Genomic DNA, 15,306 nt, shown 5'->3' with positions numbered 1-15,306 from the left:
ACGAAGTCAGCTCAAAACAGTGTTTTGAGGTTGTGGATGAAGCTGACGTGGTTTGAAGAGATTTTCGAAGGGTATTATTCTTATTGCCAGGCACCTAAGTTGCCAACGTAATAACCATCAGGTGTGTAGGTATTGCGAAGCATCTTACCTGATGAAGCTAGATAATACCACTTACCATTGTCTTTAACCCAATCATTCGCTAGCATGGCAACATAAGAACTTACATAATACCATTCTCCCTTGTCATAAACCCAAGTGCTTGCTTTCATGGCTCCTGAGCAATTAGAGGCCAAAAAAACTGTCCAATATCATTCATTTTTTAAAAGCATTTGATACTACATCATCCACGCTGTAGGACATAGATACATCAAACGTAAGAGTCAAAACATCGAAAAATATACAACTTTTAAAGGCAACATTTCATTTTTTAAAGTCTAACAACCATAGAACTGAAATCAGAGCAAGGCATCAATTTCCTACTCTTAGTACGTCTATTTTGGATGGTTTAAGTGAAGATTTTTTTATTTAACGTAGACAACCTCCAACTTTCCAAAAGCCACATCCCCACGGATAATCAAGGTTTTGCTGGTTGGGGCTAGAGGGGCATCTGCCTTGGCTACACCACAGAAAGTTTCCACCTTCAAATCAACTCTCCAATGTTGGGGAACATAGATAACTGCATTGCCAAAACCAACTTCCACCTTCAGGGTTGCGGTATCTCCTAAAATCTCTGCATTGTCATAATATATCTTGGCATTGCCAAAACCAACTTCTACTTGGTCTTCTACCAATTCTTGGTTTTGCTTGTAGAAAGTCCCAGTCCCAAAAGCAACTTCCTTATCTACAAGAATGTTTTTTTCACCATCATACCACCATTTTTTCCCATTCCAAGTTCTGTTAGAATGAGTGAGTACGCTGACACCCATTACAATCAAAATACTAGCCCAGAACAATGACTGATTTGGAATAGGTAAGATGTCATAAAAATGATTAGCAATCATTAAGGCTACTAGAACTGTAAAAGAGGCTGAAGTTAAGTGGCGACGCAACAAAGCTCCAACTGATTGGTAGGCAAAAAAAGTAATACCAATCAAGGGCCAAATGTGCCCTCCTAGAGAAGGGATTCCAAAATTTCCTTGTACTAATATTAAAGCTGCCAATACTAGCAACACAATACCAAATGCTTTCTTTTTCATGTTCTTACCTCATGTTTCTTAGATTTTCTTTTAGGAGGGATTGGTAATGCCGTGACACATGAACCTCCTTGTGGGTCTGATAAAAGGAAATGGTGCCCGTTCCTGAAAAGGACTTGTCCACCGAGTAAACCTGACGGATATTTGCAATAGTCGACTTGGATACCCGACTAAAATAGCGAGGAAGGATAGCCTCTAACTCATAGAGTTTAAGCCGAACCTCGTAGGCATCTTTCTGGGTATGGGCGTAAATCTTGCTACCTTCCGTCTCAAAGAAGAGAATTTCCGACAAATCCAGATAATATTCGCCCGTCCCCTTGTAAAAAATCAACCGAGGAGACTTGGACTCTTGCAAGAGCCGCTGTAAATCCGCAATCTCATCTGTCAAAGCCGCTGCCTTGATGACAATTTCAGTTTCCTCTAAATTGCTGTCAATTTCGATTCGTAACTTCATTCCATCTCCTTTCTGACTCTACTATATCAAAGCTAAAATAAGAAAACAAGAGCAAAAAAGCAAGTGGTTACTTTAGACCCGTAAGTGGTTGTAGGACCACCTTAACTTACAGGTCAACATAGAAAGAAAATCACACCCCACACAAGAGCACAAATATAGCCAACCACTACATCCTTGGGAAAATGCACTCCACCCAAGACTCTCACTAGACCGAGGAGGGCTGACAAGACCAACAAGATAACCCCTACAGATAAACTAGCATGTAAGCAAGCCATGGAGATAATGGTTGCTGAAAAGACATGACGACTGGGCATAGACTGACCAGGGCTATCTCTGTCAAGCAAAGGTTTAATATCCCATTCCTCATAAGGCCTAGAGGCATTGATTTTCTTACGAAGAAAGGATAAAATCACAAAACCTGATGCAGGAATAAACAAATAGATTCCGACCTGTTTCCCAAGTCCTTCTTGGAGATAGGTAGTAGCTAACAAGGTTAGATAAATCATAGGCATAACTACCGTCATGAACCGATTGAAAGTTCTTAACAATCTCAGAAAGATAGGTCTATTTTCAATCTTACCAGCAACGTGGTCATACCATTCTTGATAATTTTTCATATATTTTCTCATCACTTATTCAAATTTTGCTTATAGGGAAGCACTTGTCTTCTAGTATAGTGCAGAAAAAGAAGGCCGTCAAGCCTTCTTTCGATTTATTATTCTGCTTCGTCTTCTGTAAATTGACTGTTGTAGAGGTCAGCGTAGAAACCAGCTTGCGCCATCAGCTCATCATGATTGCCTTGCTCGATGATATTACCATCCTTCATAACAAGAATCAAATCAGCATTACGGATGGTTGACAAGCGGTGGGCGATGACAAAGGACGTTCTGCCTTCCATCAAATGATCCATGGCTTTCTGAATCAACTCCTCCGTCCGTGTATCAACAGAAGAGGTCGCCTCATCCAAAATCAAGAGTGGCGCATCTTTCAGCAAAGCACGAGCAATGGTCAAGAGTTGTTTTTGTCCGACAGACAAGGTCACTGTATCATCCAAGACGGTATCGTAACCATCTGGTAGGGTCATAATAAAGTGGTGAATCCCTACAGCCTTGCTGGCTTCAATCACGCGCTCATCACTAATCCCCTCTTGGTTATAGATGAGATTATCTCGGATAGTACCTTCAAAGAGCCAAGTATCCTGCAAGACCATTGAAAAGGCATCATGTACTTCCGAACGCTTCATATCCTTGGTATCCACACCATCGATACGGATACTCCCCTTATCAATCTCATAGAACTTCATCAAAAGATTGACAATGGTTGTCTTACCAGCTCCGGTCGGTCCGACAATGGCAACCTTTTGACCTGCATGAGCTGTCGCAGAAAAGTCATGGATAATAGTTCGCTCTGGTGTATAACCAAAGGAGACTCGATCAAAGACTACTTGACCTTTCATATCGCTCAATTGCCTTTCTTTATGGGATTCGTCTTCCATTTCCTCTTCAGCTAGGAATTCGAAGACACGTCCCATGGCTGCACTAGCCTGCTGAAGACTACTAATCCCCTGAGCGATTTGTGAAAGAGGCTGAGAAAAGATACGAACATAGGCCATAAAGGCAACGATAATCCCGATACTAATCTGCCCATTCAGAGCCAAGGCCGCACCAACGATAATCACCAAGGCATAGCTAAAGTTCCCAATAAACATCATAATCGGCATCATAATCCCTGAAATAAACTGAGATTTCCAGATACTGTCATACAGACGATGGTTTAATTTCGCAAATTCTTCTTTCGTGCTCTCGATAGCATTGTAACTGGTCACCACATTATGGCCAGAGTACATTTCCTCCACATAGCCATTGACAGCCGCCAAATCCTGTTGCTGACTCTTAAAGAAGCCCTGTGATTTGCCCATAAAGATGGATACAAATGCAAATCCAACAAGGGTTGAAACAACCGTCACCAAGGCTAAAATCCAGTTCATCCCAAACATGGTTACCAAGACTGCCACGACCAATAAACTAGATGAAAGAACTGTTCCCAGACTTTGATTGAGGGACTGGGCTGCAGTGTCAACATCATTGGTTACACGAGACAAGGTATCTCCTTGAGAGTGTCCATCAAAATATCCCAATGGTAGGCTATTGATTTTCTCTGCAATAGCTCTTCTCAAACGCTCTGAAAAACGTTGAATGACTGTAGTAAACAGAAAGGCCTGCAAATAATTTGATAGAAGCCTAATTACATAGATGACGACCAAAAAACTACCAATGGCTGCAACCGCCGCGACATCCACACTTGTTTCCAGACCACTGGCAATAATATTAGTCATTTCCTTGATGCGGGTTGGACCATATACAGTAATGATATTGGATACGATTGTTGCTAGAAAGGCTATCAGAAGGGCAAACTGGAGGCCTGCAAGATAGGGTTTACTCTGTTTCCAGAGAGACATTTTCTTATTTTCCATGTTCCAATTCCTCCTTCGATAGTTGTGAATAGGCAATTTCTTGGTAAACTTCGTTGTTTGCTAGAAGTTCCTTGTGGGTGCCTTGTCCCACGACTTTTCCTTGATCCAAGACCAAAATCAAATCAGCATCCATAATCGTTGAAATACGCTGTGCGACGATAAGCTTGGTCATAGACTTGGTTTTCTCTGCTAACTCTTGGCGTAGGACACGGTCTGTCTTGTAGTCCAAGGCTGAGAAGGAGTCATCAAAGATGAGGATTTCTGGTTTCCGAGCCAAGGCACGCGCAATGGCCAGACGCTGTCTTTGACCACCTGAGAAGTTGGTTCCTCCTTGGGCCACTTCTGATGCTAAGCCCGCTTCCTTGTCTTCGATAAAGTTCTTAGACTGGGCCAATTCCAAGGCTTGCCACATAGCTTGCTCACTAAGTGGTGTTTCTTGACTCTGTCCAAAGTCCAAATTGCCCTTAACATCACCTGAAAAGAGAACCGCTTTCTGAGGAATATAACCAACCTTGTTGCGCAAATCATTCAAGTCATAGTCTTGAACATTGACACCGTCCACCAGAATTTCTCCTTCTGACACGTCGTAGAAACGTGGAATCAGATTGACCAGAGTTGATTTACCAGAACCTGTTGACCCAATAAAGGCCACTGTTTGGCCAGTTTCTGCTTTAAAGCTAACATGCTCGATAACTGCCTCCGAATTTGCCGCATAGCGGAAGGTCACATCCTTAAATTCGACCTGACCTTTGAGGTTTTCATCAGCCAGCTGCACTTGAGCAGGGTTTTGGATAGAAGAATGCAAATCTAAAACTTGATTAATCCGCTTAGCAGAGACCATGGTTCGGGGAAGAACGATGAAGAGCGCCCCCATGAGAAGGAAGCCCATGACAACCTGCATGGCATAAGACATGAAAACAACCATGTCACTAAAGAGAGGCAGACGCGCTGTCGCAGCAGCATCGTTGATTACATAGGCCCCAATCCAGTAAATCGCCACACTCAAACCACTTGAAATCCCCATCATGATGGGATTTAAAATGGCCATAAGACGGTTGACAAACAAATTCAAGCGTGTCAATTCATCATTTGCTGCTGCAAATTTTTCATTTTGGTAATCCTCCGCATTATAGGCACGAACGACACGAATACCTGTTAAACTCTCACGAGTGATACTGTTCAGTTTATCAGTCAGACTTTGAATCAAGGACTGTTTCGGAAAGGCTAGCGTCATCAAGACTGTTGTCATTAAAACGTTGACAATCACTGCCACAAGTACGGCCCAGAGCCAGTATTCTGAATGACCTAAAATCTTCCCGATAGCCCAAATAGCCATAATTGGACCACGCGTAACCACTTGCAAGCCCATAGTAATCAACATCTGAACCTGAGTAATATCATTGGTGGTACGAGTTAAAAGACTGGGAATAGAGAATTTCTTAATCTCTGTCTGCGAGTAATCCAAAACTCGGTTAAAATATCACTTCTCAGCCTACTAGTATAAGAAGCCGCCACTCGGGATGCAAAAAATCCAACTGCAACTACGGACAAGAAGGCAAGAAAGGACATTCCCACCATCATACTCGCCGGCTGCCACAACTCATCTAAATTAGTTCCTTGACTACCTAGCAAATCCGTAATTTTCGAGATATAGGTCGGCACTTCCAACTCCAGATAGACCGAAAAGCAAGTAAAGAGAATGGCTAGTAAAATCATCCCCCATTCTTTTCTACTAATTCGTTTGGCTAATTTCTTCATTCTCTCCTCCTATTCCCTTGATATTTGCCTGTAGTTGACCGAGAACTTTCTCAAAAATCAGTAATTCATCTTCATCAATGTCTTCCATCAACTGCTTGTCTATGCGTTCAAAAAAAGCCTTAACCTCTTGCATCTGAGAACGTGCTTTGTTCGTCAGACGAACAAATTTAGCCCGCTTATCGCTGGGATTCTCCTCCAATTCCACCAAACCATTTTGCACCATACGCTTGACCAAATTACTAGCAACAGACTTGGTAATATTGAGTTCCTGCTCGATATCTTTAATCAAGACCAAGTCTTGGTTTTTCTCACGATTATCCAAAAAACGTACAACCTGACCTTGAGGCCCACCCATAAATTCAATACCACAACGTTTGGCTTCCTTTTGCACCATGAGGTGAATCTGATGACCAAAACGCTTAAAGACTAACATCGGTTTGTCCATACAAACTCCTTTCTAACTATCACATTTAGTTCCCCTAGGAACTAAATAAGTTTCCGTGAGAACTATTTTACCACTTTGAAAAGAGATGTCAAGAAAAAGTTTCCTAGAGAACTATTTTTTTGATTTAAAAAATCCCAAGTGATTTTTTCACTTAGGATCATGTTTGCTAGGTTAATTTAGAACCCGTCTACGTTTGTGTAGATTTTTTGTACGTCTTCGTCGTCTTCAAGAACGCTGTAAAGTTTTTCAAAGGTTTCAAGGTCATCGCCTGACAATTCCACTTCTGACTGAGGAATCATTTCCAATTCAGTCACTTGGAATTCTTCGATACCTGACTCACGAAGGGCAACGATAGCCTTGTGAAGGTCAGTTGGAGCTGTGTAAACTGTGATTGTACCTTCTTCTGCTTCTACATCATCCACATCCACATCTGCTTCAAGCAATTGCTCAAAGACTGCATCGGCATCTTCACCTGCAAATACGATAACTCCCTTGTTGTCAAAGAGGTATGAAACCGAACCTGAAGCGCCCATGTTTCCTCCGTTTTTACCAAAAGCTGCACGGACATTAGCCGCTGTACGGTTGACATTTGAAGTCAAAGTATCCACGATCAACATAGAACCATTTGGTCCAAAACCTTCGTAACGTCCTTCTGTAAAGGTTTCGTCTGTGTTTCCTTTTGCTTTATCAATCGCTTTATCAATAACGTGTTTTGGCACTTGGGCTTGTTTAGCACGGTCGATAACGAATTTCAAAGCTGAGTTTGATTCTGGATCTGGATCACCTTTTTTAGCTGCTACATAGATTTCTACACCAAATTTTGCATATACTTTAGAGTTAGCTCCATCTTTAGCCGTTTTCTTGGCTACGATATTGGCCCATTTACGTCCCATTAGGAATCTCCTTTTTTCACATTTTAATCTTTCTTATTATAACACAAGTTTTTTCGATTTTCACTAGAGGAAATGGATTTTATTCAGTAAATCCAACTAGGATAGCACTTTTGTTGCCAAGATGGTCTTGCCTTTCCATCCTTATCAACATTCAAAAAACAAACTAGACCATTATCTGAAAATAGAAAGTTTCTACCAAGTTTGACAAAGTCCGCTCAAACTACTGTTTAGAGTTTGTAGATATAATCGACAAAAACAATCATACTGCACCTTTTATTGACAGTCTACTCCAGACATATCATAGTTCAAGTAAATACTTTGAAATTCAACAGTTCTTATAGGCGCTATTGTATTCTAAGAAATCAATAGAAGAATTTCTAACCAAACATCTATTACTCAATGAAAATCAAAGAGCAAACTCGAAAACTAGCCACAGGTTGCTCAAAACACTGTTTTGAGGTTGCAGATAGGGCTGACGTAGTTTGAAGAGATTTTCGAAGAGTGTAATTTATGTGTTCCTGAAACAGAAATGTATGCTCTTTTTGATTTCACATGATACTGAAGTTAGACTAGTACAACGGCACTTCTAAAACAAGCAAAAGGTAGCTAATTCCCTGTATAGCAAGGAGTTTCACTACCCTTTTTACTTTTTCTTACAGACCCTGTTTGATAGACTCATTTTAACATCACGAGCCTAATCATTTTCTACCTTATCCTCTACCTGAGGATAAAGAGTCGTTCCCCAAATAGAAATCGTCCGCTTACGCACTAGTGGCAAATCGGTTTTTTCATAAACCGTACGCCACCATTCCCAGGCAAGCCCAGTACACTCTCTAATTTTGACAGAGAGATTGCGAACATTCCCTTTCAAAGGAATACTAGTGGTAAAATGAGCCGTCAAATCCTGGCCATTTCTGTTCCAAGCCTTAGGAGTCAAGACTTCCTTACCTTGATAATCATAGGATAATTCATCCCAAGTAATGTAATATTGGGCAACATAGGCACCGCTATGATCCAGCAGTAAATCACCGTTTCTGTAGGCTGTCACCTTAGTCTCAACATAATCTGTACTGTTTTGAAAAGTCGCAACTACATTGTCCCGTAAAAAAGAAGTTGTATAAGAAATCGGCAAACCTGGATGATCGGCTGTAAAGCGACTGCCTTCTTGAATCAAGTCCTCTACCATATCCACCTTGCCTGTTACAACTCGGGCACCCGAACTCGGGTCGCCCCCTAAAATAACTGCCTTCACTTCTGTATTGTCTAAAATCTGCTTCCACTCTGTCTGAGGAGCCACCTTGACTCCTTTTATCAAAGCTTCAAAAGCAGCCTCTACTTCATCACTCTTACTCGTAGTCTCCAACTTGAGATAGACCTGACGCCCGTAAGCAACACTCGAAATATAGACCAAAGGACGCTCTGCAGAAATTCCTCTCTGCCTCAAATCCTCTACCGTTACAGTATCTTGAAACACATCTCCTGGATTTTTAACAGCATCTACGCTGACTGTATAATAAATCTGCTTAAAATTAACAATCTGAATCTGCTTTTCGCCCGAATGGACAGAGTTAAAATCAATATCAAGAGAATTCCCTGTCTTTTCAAAGTCAGAACCAAACTTGACCTTGAGTTGTTCCATGCTGTGAGCCGTGATTTTTTCATACTGCATTCTAGCTGGGACATTATTGGCCTGACCATAATCTTGATGCCACTTGGCCAACAAATCGTTTACCGCTCCGCGAACACTTGAATTGCTGGGATCTTCTACTTGGAGAAAGCTATCACTACTTGCCAAACCAGGCAAATCAATACTATAAGTCATCGGAGCACGATCGACCGCAAGAAGAGTGGGATTATTCTCTAACAAGGTCTCATCCACTACGAGAAGTGCTCCAGGATAGAGGCGACTATCGTTGGTAGCTGTCACAGAAATATCACTTGTGTTTGTCGACAAGCTCCGCTTCTTTCTTTCGATAACAACAAACTCATCGGGTAACTGATTCCCCTCTTTGATGAAACGATTTTCAATACTCTCTCCCTGATGGGTCAAGAGTTTCTTTTTATCGTAATCCATAGCTAGTATAAAGTCATTTACTGCTTTATTTGTCATCTTCTACCTCCTAATAAGTTCCTGGATTGAGTTGCATAAACTCAGACTTGTTCAGCGAAATCAGCCGTGGTTGGACTAAGTGATCCAAAACTTCCTCGTATAATTCTTCTGAGACATTGCGTCGCCGTCTGGCTAGATAAGAAGTCGGAATGACCGTATTATCTAACATAAATACCTTATCTAAGTCAATCAAGGTTGGTCTTGTAAAAGGATTACGAGCTAAATCCGGATCTTCTATCATAAAGTTCTTGACCAAACGTCTGGTCAAGAGAGCTGGTTTGAAGGTCTGATTTTTAACCAACTCTTTGTTTTTAGTCATGCTGTTGTCAATACAGATATACATATGATTCTTCACAGCCAAATCGCTACTAATACTTGGAAAAGGCAAATAAAGAGCTACAACATCTCCTCTCTTAATCAAGCAAGAGCACCCCCTTTTCTCCTAATGTAACATAGACAGGATTGACCAAGTCTTCTGATTGACTCAGTGCTTCCAAAGTTTGAGTTTGGCGCGTTGTCAATTTAGTAGCATCTTGTCTCTTCAATACAAAATGCTTGTCGCCAATTACCTTGACACTATAATCCTTCTCCAAAGCTGACTGGTAAATCCACATCAGATCTTGTCTGTCCTGAGAACTCAAGAGAGAAGGATGTTCAAGCCTCCCGATAGTCTGATAAAAATCAAAAACAGGAGCTAACTCCTGCCAATCTGATTGGCTAGTTGTCAAGGCTAGAAAAAGGGCTTTGCGAGCTGATACTTCTTGATTAGCCTTGAGAGTCCCTTTTCCCTCCAAATTTTTTAGAAATTGGGAAACTCCAGAAAGCAAATCTTTCTCTAACTGCGAGAAATAAAAACCTTGCCTTCCCAGACATAAGTCTCCCAAGTCGCTTTCTCTAGCAAATAAGAGTTCAAATAGTTGATAATAAAAGAAAAATATCTGGCACTGAGTCGCGCTCATCTTTTCCTTATCGGCTTCTTTTTTTAACCAGAGCAAGGGCAATAGGTAGCTGGATTGAGACATTTCCTCCACCTCCTACTCTTTTTTCTCTGGAGCATCTGCACTAGCTGCCACTTCTTTTGACTGGATACTTTCCCACTGGTTGATTTCCTCTGAGATAAGACCTTCGCATGTCTTGACAAATAGGGCAAAAGCCTTGGTTTTTCCTGCATACTTCTCTGTTTGACATTGATAGAGGAATTTTTCTCTCTCCAGGAGTTGCGCAGTTTTTTGGTAAGAAATCCAGTGTTCCTTGGCATTATACAAATTGAGAATCCCCTCACACAGCAAGCCTAAACTGGACAAGGCAACCGAAATCAAACGGTAGCGATCACCTGGCATAGGAATAGCACAAAAGACAGCTATGAGAAAACCTGCCACGATTTCTGTTATTTTTAATACCTTATAGCGTCTACGATGTTGAACACTTTTCTTTAAAAAATGAGCTATCTGTACATCCAATCGATCTGTCAGGTACATTTCTTCTGGCGTCATGTTCCTAACCCCTTTCATTTACTTTGATAATCATAGTATAACATATTTGAATATCAAAGTATAGTAAAAACTGGAAAGCTATATCTTATTATAAAATCCAAATATGAAATGTTTATGAAATAAGGGAAAAATAGCCCAAAGAGGATAGACAAAAAGAAAGATTTTCTGAATGTTCACCTCAAATTGAGTTTTTCCAACATTCTATCAATCACTATTCTAGCTAGTTTCCGACTCATCTAAGCATTGCTTATCTTAACTGAGCAAGAATAGCTTTGAGTTTCTCAATCAACTCCTCTTCTGTGTGGTCAGACTCTTTCTCCTTCGCTAGGAAGGCAACCGCTTGAGTGAGAGCTTCTCGTGCTTGGTCGAGGACTTTAACATCTACACTTGTAAGGTCGCTTTCTTGCAGAACCTTAGTCAATTCCTTGGTCAATTTCTTGAGTTCTGACTCTTTCTTGCGACGAGCGATGAGGAAGAGAAGGAGACCAAGAAGGGCGAGCAGGCTAGCAATCATGGTACCGTATGGAAGATGACCTTGCTCTTTGCTTGTTTCTTTCGTTTCTTCATCCTTAGTCGTTTGCTTGCCTTTCAAGGATTCGAGAGCTTCTTTGACCTTGGCAGTCATCTCTTTCAAGCCTGCCTCTGTCAAGTCAGCATTTCTAAGGGCTTCTTGACCTTCTCCGAGAATGACCTTCGCAGCGTCGATGACAGATTGATCAATACCATCCAAGTCTTTCAAACGAGTTTCCAAGTCTTGAATCAAATCTCTTAAGACGGATTTATCAACCTGTTTCTCTTGACTCGATTGAGTGCCACCAGCAAAGGTTACACTTCTCCGGTTACGGGTTGGTGGTGTCACACTGGTGTTAGTGTTGCCATCGTTGTTAGTGTTACCACCATTGTTAGTGTTACCATCGGTGTTGGTGTTACCACCGGTGTTGGTGTTACCACCGTTGTTAGTGTTACCACCATTGTTAGTGTTGCCACCATTGTTGGTGTTGCCACCGGTGTTAGTATTGCCACCGTTATTAGTGTTGCCACCGTTATTAGTGTTACCACCATTGTTAGTGTTACCACCGGTGTTGGTGTTACCACCGGTGTTGGTGTTGCCACCATTGTTGGCGCTTGCTGTGGCTGTGACCTTATTGATTTCAGCAATACCAGCAGTCTTCGCATTCTCTACATCAGTTTGTGTCTTAGCTTTATCAATCTCAGCTTCCGCTGCTGTAACTGCTGCCTCTACTTGACGATTAGCGGCTTCCTTCTCTTCATTTGTGATATGAGGAGTTCCTGCTAGAGCGTTTTTCTTCTCGTCAGCTTTTCTGCGTAGTTCTTGCTTAGCTTGAGTGTTAGCAGTTCCTGTGGCTGTAACGTTATTAATTTCAGTAACTCCTGTAGTTTTGGCTGTATCTACCGCTGTATTTGTTGTTGCTGTATCTACGTTTGAGATTGCTGTTGTTTCTTTCTCTGTTACTGTTCGCTTAGCTGTAGCTTTTTCTTCATCTGTTAAGCCTGCTTGTTTGTCTATCTCACCTCGTTTAGTATTTGCGGCTTGTTTGATAGCTTCTTTTGCTTCAGGTTTTTTAGTTCCTGTGGCTGTAACGTTATTAATTTCAGTAACTCCTGTAGTTTTGGCTGTATCTACCGCTGTATTTGTTGTTGCTGTATCTACGTTTGAGACTGCTGTTGTTTCTTTCTCTGTTACTGTTCGCTTAGCTGTAGCTTTTTCTTCATCTGTTAAGCCTGCTTGTTTGTCTATCTCACCTCATTTAGTATTTGCGGCTTGTTTGATAGCTTCTTTTGGCAAATCTTTCCCTATCGGGTTCACGCCGTTAATATTTTCCAACCCCTTGTGCAAGGCATCATCCACCTTAATAAGGCTGTCGGCATTTTCAATATCGCGTGTAGCTTGACGTGCATAGGTATTAACTATTGCAGTAGCACCATCTCGCTCTACAGACGAAAGGCTTCCATTCTTACCAAGGCTATCATTTTTACGTTGTCTCGCTTTCTCTATTTCATCCTTAGCATCACCTTTTGCCTCGGCATATGTTCTGGCATGCCATTGGTTTGCAAGAAATAATTCGGCCCCCTCTCTGCCTCTTAATCCAAAAGCATATACCAGTTTTTTAACATCATTATTTCCCACGGTATTAAATGACAATCTATATTTTCTGTCACTATTGGGCAATTCAAAATAGTATAACTCTCCTCTACTTGAATTGATAATGTCAAACTTTCCATCTGAAACCTTTTGATTTTCTCGGCTTTCAGCTCGTCTCTCATAAGGATTGGTTCCTCTAGGTCCCCTCCTTGCCAAATCGTTTAGACTTCCAGACGGCATTGGATTCAATGTGAATCTATTATTAACGCCAGTAGACGTCGTAGTCCCTTTAGTAACCCTACCAAATTGCGCTCTTGAGTCTCTAAGTAGTTCTAAAATACTACTAGTATTTGGAGATCTAGTTGTAGTTCCTCCACTTTTTTCTGTTATGCTAAAAGCATCCGAATTGTGTTTAAATTCTTGACCCGAAGGAACAGTAAACCAAACTTGTGTATTCCCCGGTAATCTCCTGTGCTGATTATTAATTTCAATATCCCAATGAAATCCATCTTCCGTTGATGTTACTGTAGCTTTAATATATTTTTCAGCCTCTGATACCAGCTTCGTTGAGTTATCTCTATATTTTCTATTTGAATAGAAAACATAGGTATACTTATCATAAGGAGAATTTCCCCTATCACCTGATTTCTCAAAATAACTTTCTTGAGCTGTTCTAAAGGCTTCAGAGTAGTTTTCGCCAGCTCTTGCAGCTCTTGTAACTCTCGAACTACGAAAGTCAGAGTAGCCACCATCACGTGGTTGAGGAGTTACTCCTCCAGCTGTAGTTTCCTCACCATATTTTTCTTCCAGCACTCCTTCGATGAGGTCTCGGGATTTTTTCAGGTCGACTAGGGCAGCGGCAAAATCTTCTTGGCTGATGGTATCACCCTTAGAAAAAGCTTCATTGAACTTATCAGCTGCTGCTTTTGCTGCTTGGATTTTATCTTCCGACGCTTGATTTTCTTTAAGTCGTTTGACAATAGACTCTAATTCATCTTTTAGTCCATAGACGCCGTTTTCACCTTCTGTCGTATTAGTGTAGGTTGGGAGTTCTCGTGGAGTAGATTGAGAGTTGGCTTCAGGTGCTGCTTCCTTTCCTCCATCAGTTGGACTAACTTGGTTCGCAACTGCTCCAGGCTCGATTGTTCCCCCTCTTTTACGACGCTTTCCACCAGTTGCTTGCTCAGTTGCAGTTCCGTTTGGTTCGACAAGCTTATTATTTGTCGAACTTGCTTCACCCAAGTCTGTCAATTTTGGTAGCGATGGCTCCAAGGCTTGATTGACACGGCTCGTCAGCTCTTCCATAGCTCTTACTTGCTCATCAACTTGCGCTTGCGTCGCTTTTGGATTTTCTAAGACAGCCTTAGCTGCTGCTAGACCTGCTTCCACTTCATCGTGAAGCGCTTTCATGGAGCTAAGAGTTAGTTTTTCCAACAAAGCTTGCAGATTGCCTTGGGTACTTTTTGCCACTGTCGTATCAGCGGCAGATATAGCCTGGTCTTGCTCTTTTACTCTCTCTGATTGAGAAGTTTCTTGAGCAGCTGGTTTTGCCTCTGGTTTGGTAGGAGCAAGGTCAGCTGTTTCCTGCCCCTTACTAGCGTCCTCGGCTTTAGTCTCTGGAGAGTTTGACTCCCTTGTAGACTGGAGCTCAGCCGACGGTTCAGTCTGAGAGACCTTCTCTGACTCTTCCCCATCTGAATTTCCAGCAGATCCAGCAACTACATCACTGGCTGTTGCCGAAGATACCGCAGGTGCCTGCGCTTGCACCCCATTTGCAAAGAACATCAGAGCCGCAACCGCAACGCTAGCAGCCCCAAAATGGTATTTACGGATGGAATAACGGAAAATTTTCTCTCCATTACCATCATTCTTTTTCTTGAACATAAGTGAATCCTTTCCTCGCCTGAGGGTTTCTCCGAGCTTAGAAAGCGCGCAAAAAGCCGACAGACGATAATATATCAATTATATAGTAACACTTCTGACATACAAATCAACCCCACCGCTGATAGTATAGAGTCAGGAAATGCAAGAAAAAAGCGACATTATATATATATGCACAGATGTGTAAAGCCTTTTGATACAACCTATTTTTTAACAAAGATACAATAGTTATACTACATTTATATATGCTCAACATCCTCTGTGCCAATGTTACAATATTATTACATTTTGATTACACAAACATTTCGAAATATATGATAGAAGGCTGAGTATTTTATAGTAATTCTCTTCCTATCAATTAGGTCAACAGTCGAGTGTTACACCCTATCCTCATCAAAGGACTATGATCAGCATTTCCTAGCCGCTAGGACGCTCCAAATCACCTATTCTAAGTCCATCACTAGCTTGGTCAGTAAGATACCTACGACAAGGCGACGTTGAC

The 15,306-nt window shown here is 41.5% G+C and carries 13 protein-coding genes and 2 pseudogenes; all 15 read right to left on the bottom strand.

Features of this window, described 5'->3' with window-relative positions; genetic code table 11:
- Positions 1-80: 80 nt before the first annotated feature.
- Positions 81-296, bottom strand: a pseudogene (locus tag HT671_RS05760) (N-acetylmuramoyl-L-alanine amidase family protein); the annotation flags it as partial.
- A gap of 225 nt (positions 297-521) precedes the next feature.
- Positions 522-1,196, bottom strand: coding sequence for a hypothetical protein (locus HT671_RS05755; protein ID WP_000725723.1), 675 nt, complete (start codon positions 1,194-1,196; stop codon positions 522-524).
- 4 nt (positions 1,197-1,200) lie between these two features.
- Complete coding sequence (locus HT671_RS05750) at positions 1,201-1,647, bottom strand: LytTR family DNA-binding domain-containing protein (RefSeq protein WP_000776606.1); 447 nt, start codon at positions 1,645-1,647, stop codon at positions 1,201-1,203.
- A gap of 113 nt (positions 1,648-1,760) precedes the next feature.
- The gene (locus tag HT671_RS05745) at positions 1,761-2,264 is read right to left on the bottom strand and encodes a phosphatase PAP2 family protein (protein WP_165778265.1); all 504 of its coding nucleotides are present in this window, start codon (positions 2,262-2,264) and stop codon (positions 1,761-1,763) included.
- Between the two features lie 98 nt (positions 2,265-2,362).
- Positions 2,363-4,120: an ABC transporter ATP-binding protein gene (locus HT671_RS05740; protein WP_101514396.1), complete on the bottom strand. Its 1,758-nt coding sequence runs from the start codon at positions 4,118-4,120 to the stop codon at positions 2,363-2,365.
- Positions 4,110-5,878, bottom strand: a pseudogene (locus HT671_RS05735) (ABC transporter ATP-binding protein). Before HT671_RS05735 ends, HT671_RS05740 begins: the two are co-directional and overlap by 11 nt.
- Positions 5,853-6,323: a MarR family winged helix-turn-helix transcriptional regulator gene (locus HT671_RS05730; protein WP_000360544.1), complete on the bottom strand. Its 471-nt coding sequence runs from the start codon at positions 6,321-6,323 to the stop codon at positions 5,853-5,855. The pseudogene HT671_RS05735 and the gene HT671_RS05730 overlap by 26 nt, the downstream one beginning before the upstream one ends.
- Positions 6,324-6,499: 176 nt before the next feature.
- Positions 6,500-7,216 carry a YebC/PmpR family DNA-binding transcriptional regulator gene (locus HT671_RS05725; RefSeq protein ID WP_000532877.1) on the bottom strand — a complete coding sequence of 239 codons (717 nt, stop codon included), beginning with the start codon at positions 7,214-7,216 and terminating at the stop codon, positions 6,500-6,502.
- A 694-nt stretch (positions 7,217-7,910) separates the two neighbouring features.
- Positions 7,911-9,326, bottom strand: a complete 1,416-nt coding sequence (ply, locus tag HT671_RS05720) for a cholesterol-dependent cytolysin pneumolysin (protein WP_138703318.1) — start codon at positions 9,324-9,326, stop codon at positions 7,911-7,913.
- 10 nt (positions 9,327-9,336) lie between these two features.
- A complete protein-coding gene (locus tag HT671_RS05715) occupies positions 9,337-9,747 on the bottom strand; it encodes a hypothetical protein (RefSeq protein ID WP_138703319.1) in 411 nt (136 codons plus the stop codon).
- Positions 9,740-10,348 (bottom strand): hypothetical protein, encoded by a 609-nt coding sequence (locus tag HT671_RS05710; RefSeq protein WP_138703320.1) that lies wholly within the window; start codon positions 10,346-10,348, stop codon positions 9,740-9,742. The genes HT671_RS05715 and HT671_RS05710 overlap by 8 nt, the downstream gene beginning before the upstream one ends.
- A 12-nt stretch (positions 10,349-10,360) precedes the next feature.
- Positions 10,361-10,819: a DUF4231 domain-containing protein gene (locus HT671_RS05705; RefSeq protein ID WP_031222784.1), complete on the bottom strand. Its 459-nt coding sequence runs from the start codon at positions 10,817-10,819 to the stop codon at positions 10,361-10,363.
- Positions 10,820-11,066: 247 nt separating this feature from the next.
- On the bottom strand, positions 11,067-11,678 hold the full coding sequence (locus tag HT671_RS05700; RefSeq protein WP_138703321.1) for a hypothetical protein: 612 nt from the start codon (positions 11,676-11,678) through the stop codon (positions 11,067-11,069).
- Positions 11,675-11,806: a hypothetical protein gene (locus tag HT671_RS11930; protein WP_275689784.1), complete on the bottom strand. Its 132-nt coding sequence runs from the start codon at positions 11,804-11,806 to the stop codon at positions 11,675-11,677. The genes HT671_RS05700 and HT671_RS11930 overlap by 4 nt, the downstream gene beginning before the upstream one ends.
- Positions 11,807-12,584: 778 nt before the next feature.
- Entirely contained in the window at positions 12,585-14,807 is a 2,223-nt protein-coding gene (locus tag HT671_RS05680; protein WP_138703323.1) for a YSIRK-type signal peptide-containing protein, read from the bottom strand.
- Between the last annotated feature and the right edge of the window lie 499 nt (positions 14,808-15,306).

Source organism: Streptococcus sp. 2741 (genome assembly GCF_013276315.1).
Classification (GTDB): Bacteria; Bacillota; Bacilli; order Lactobacillales; family Streptococcaceae; genus Streptococcus; species Streptococcus pseudopneumoniae.
Note: the sequence above shows the minus strand (reverse complement) of the source record. Positions and strands in the feature narration are given on the sequence as shown.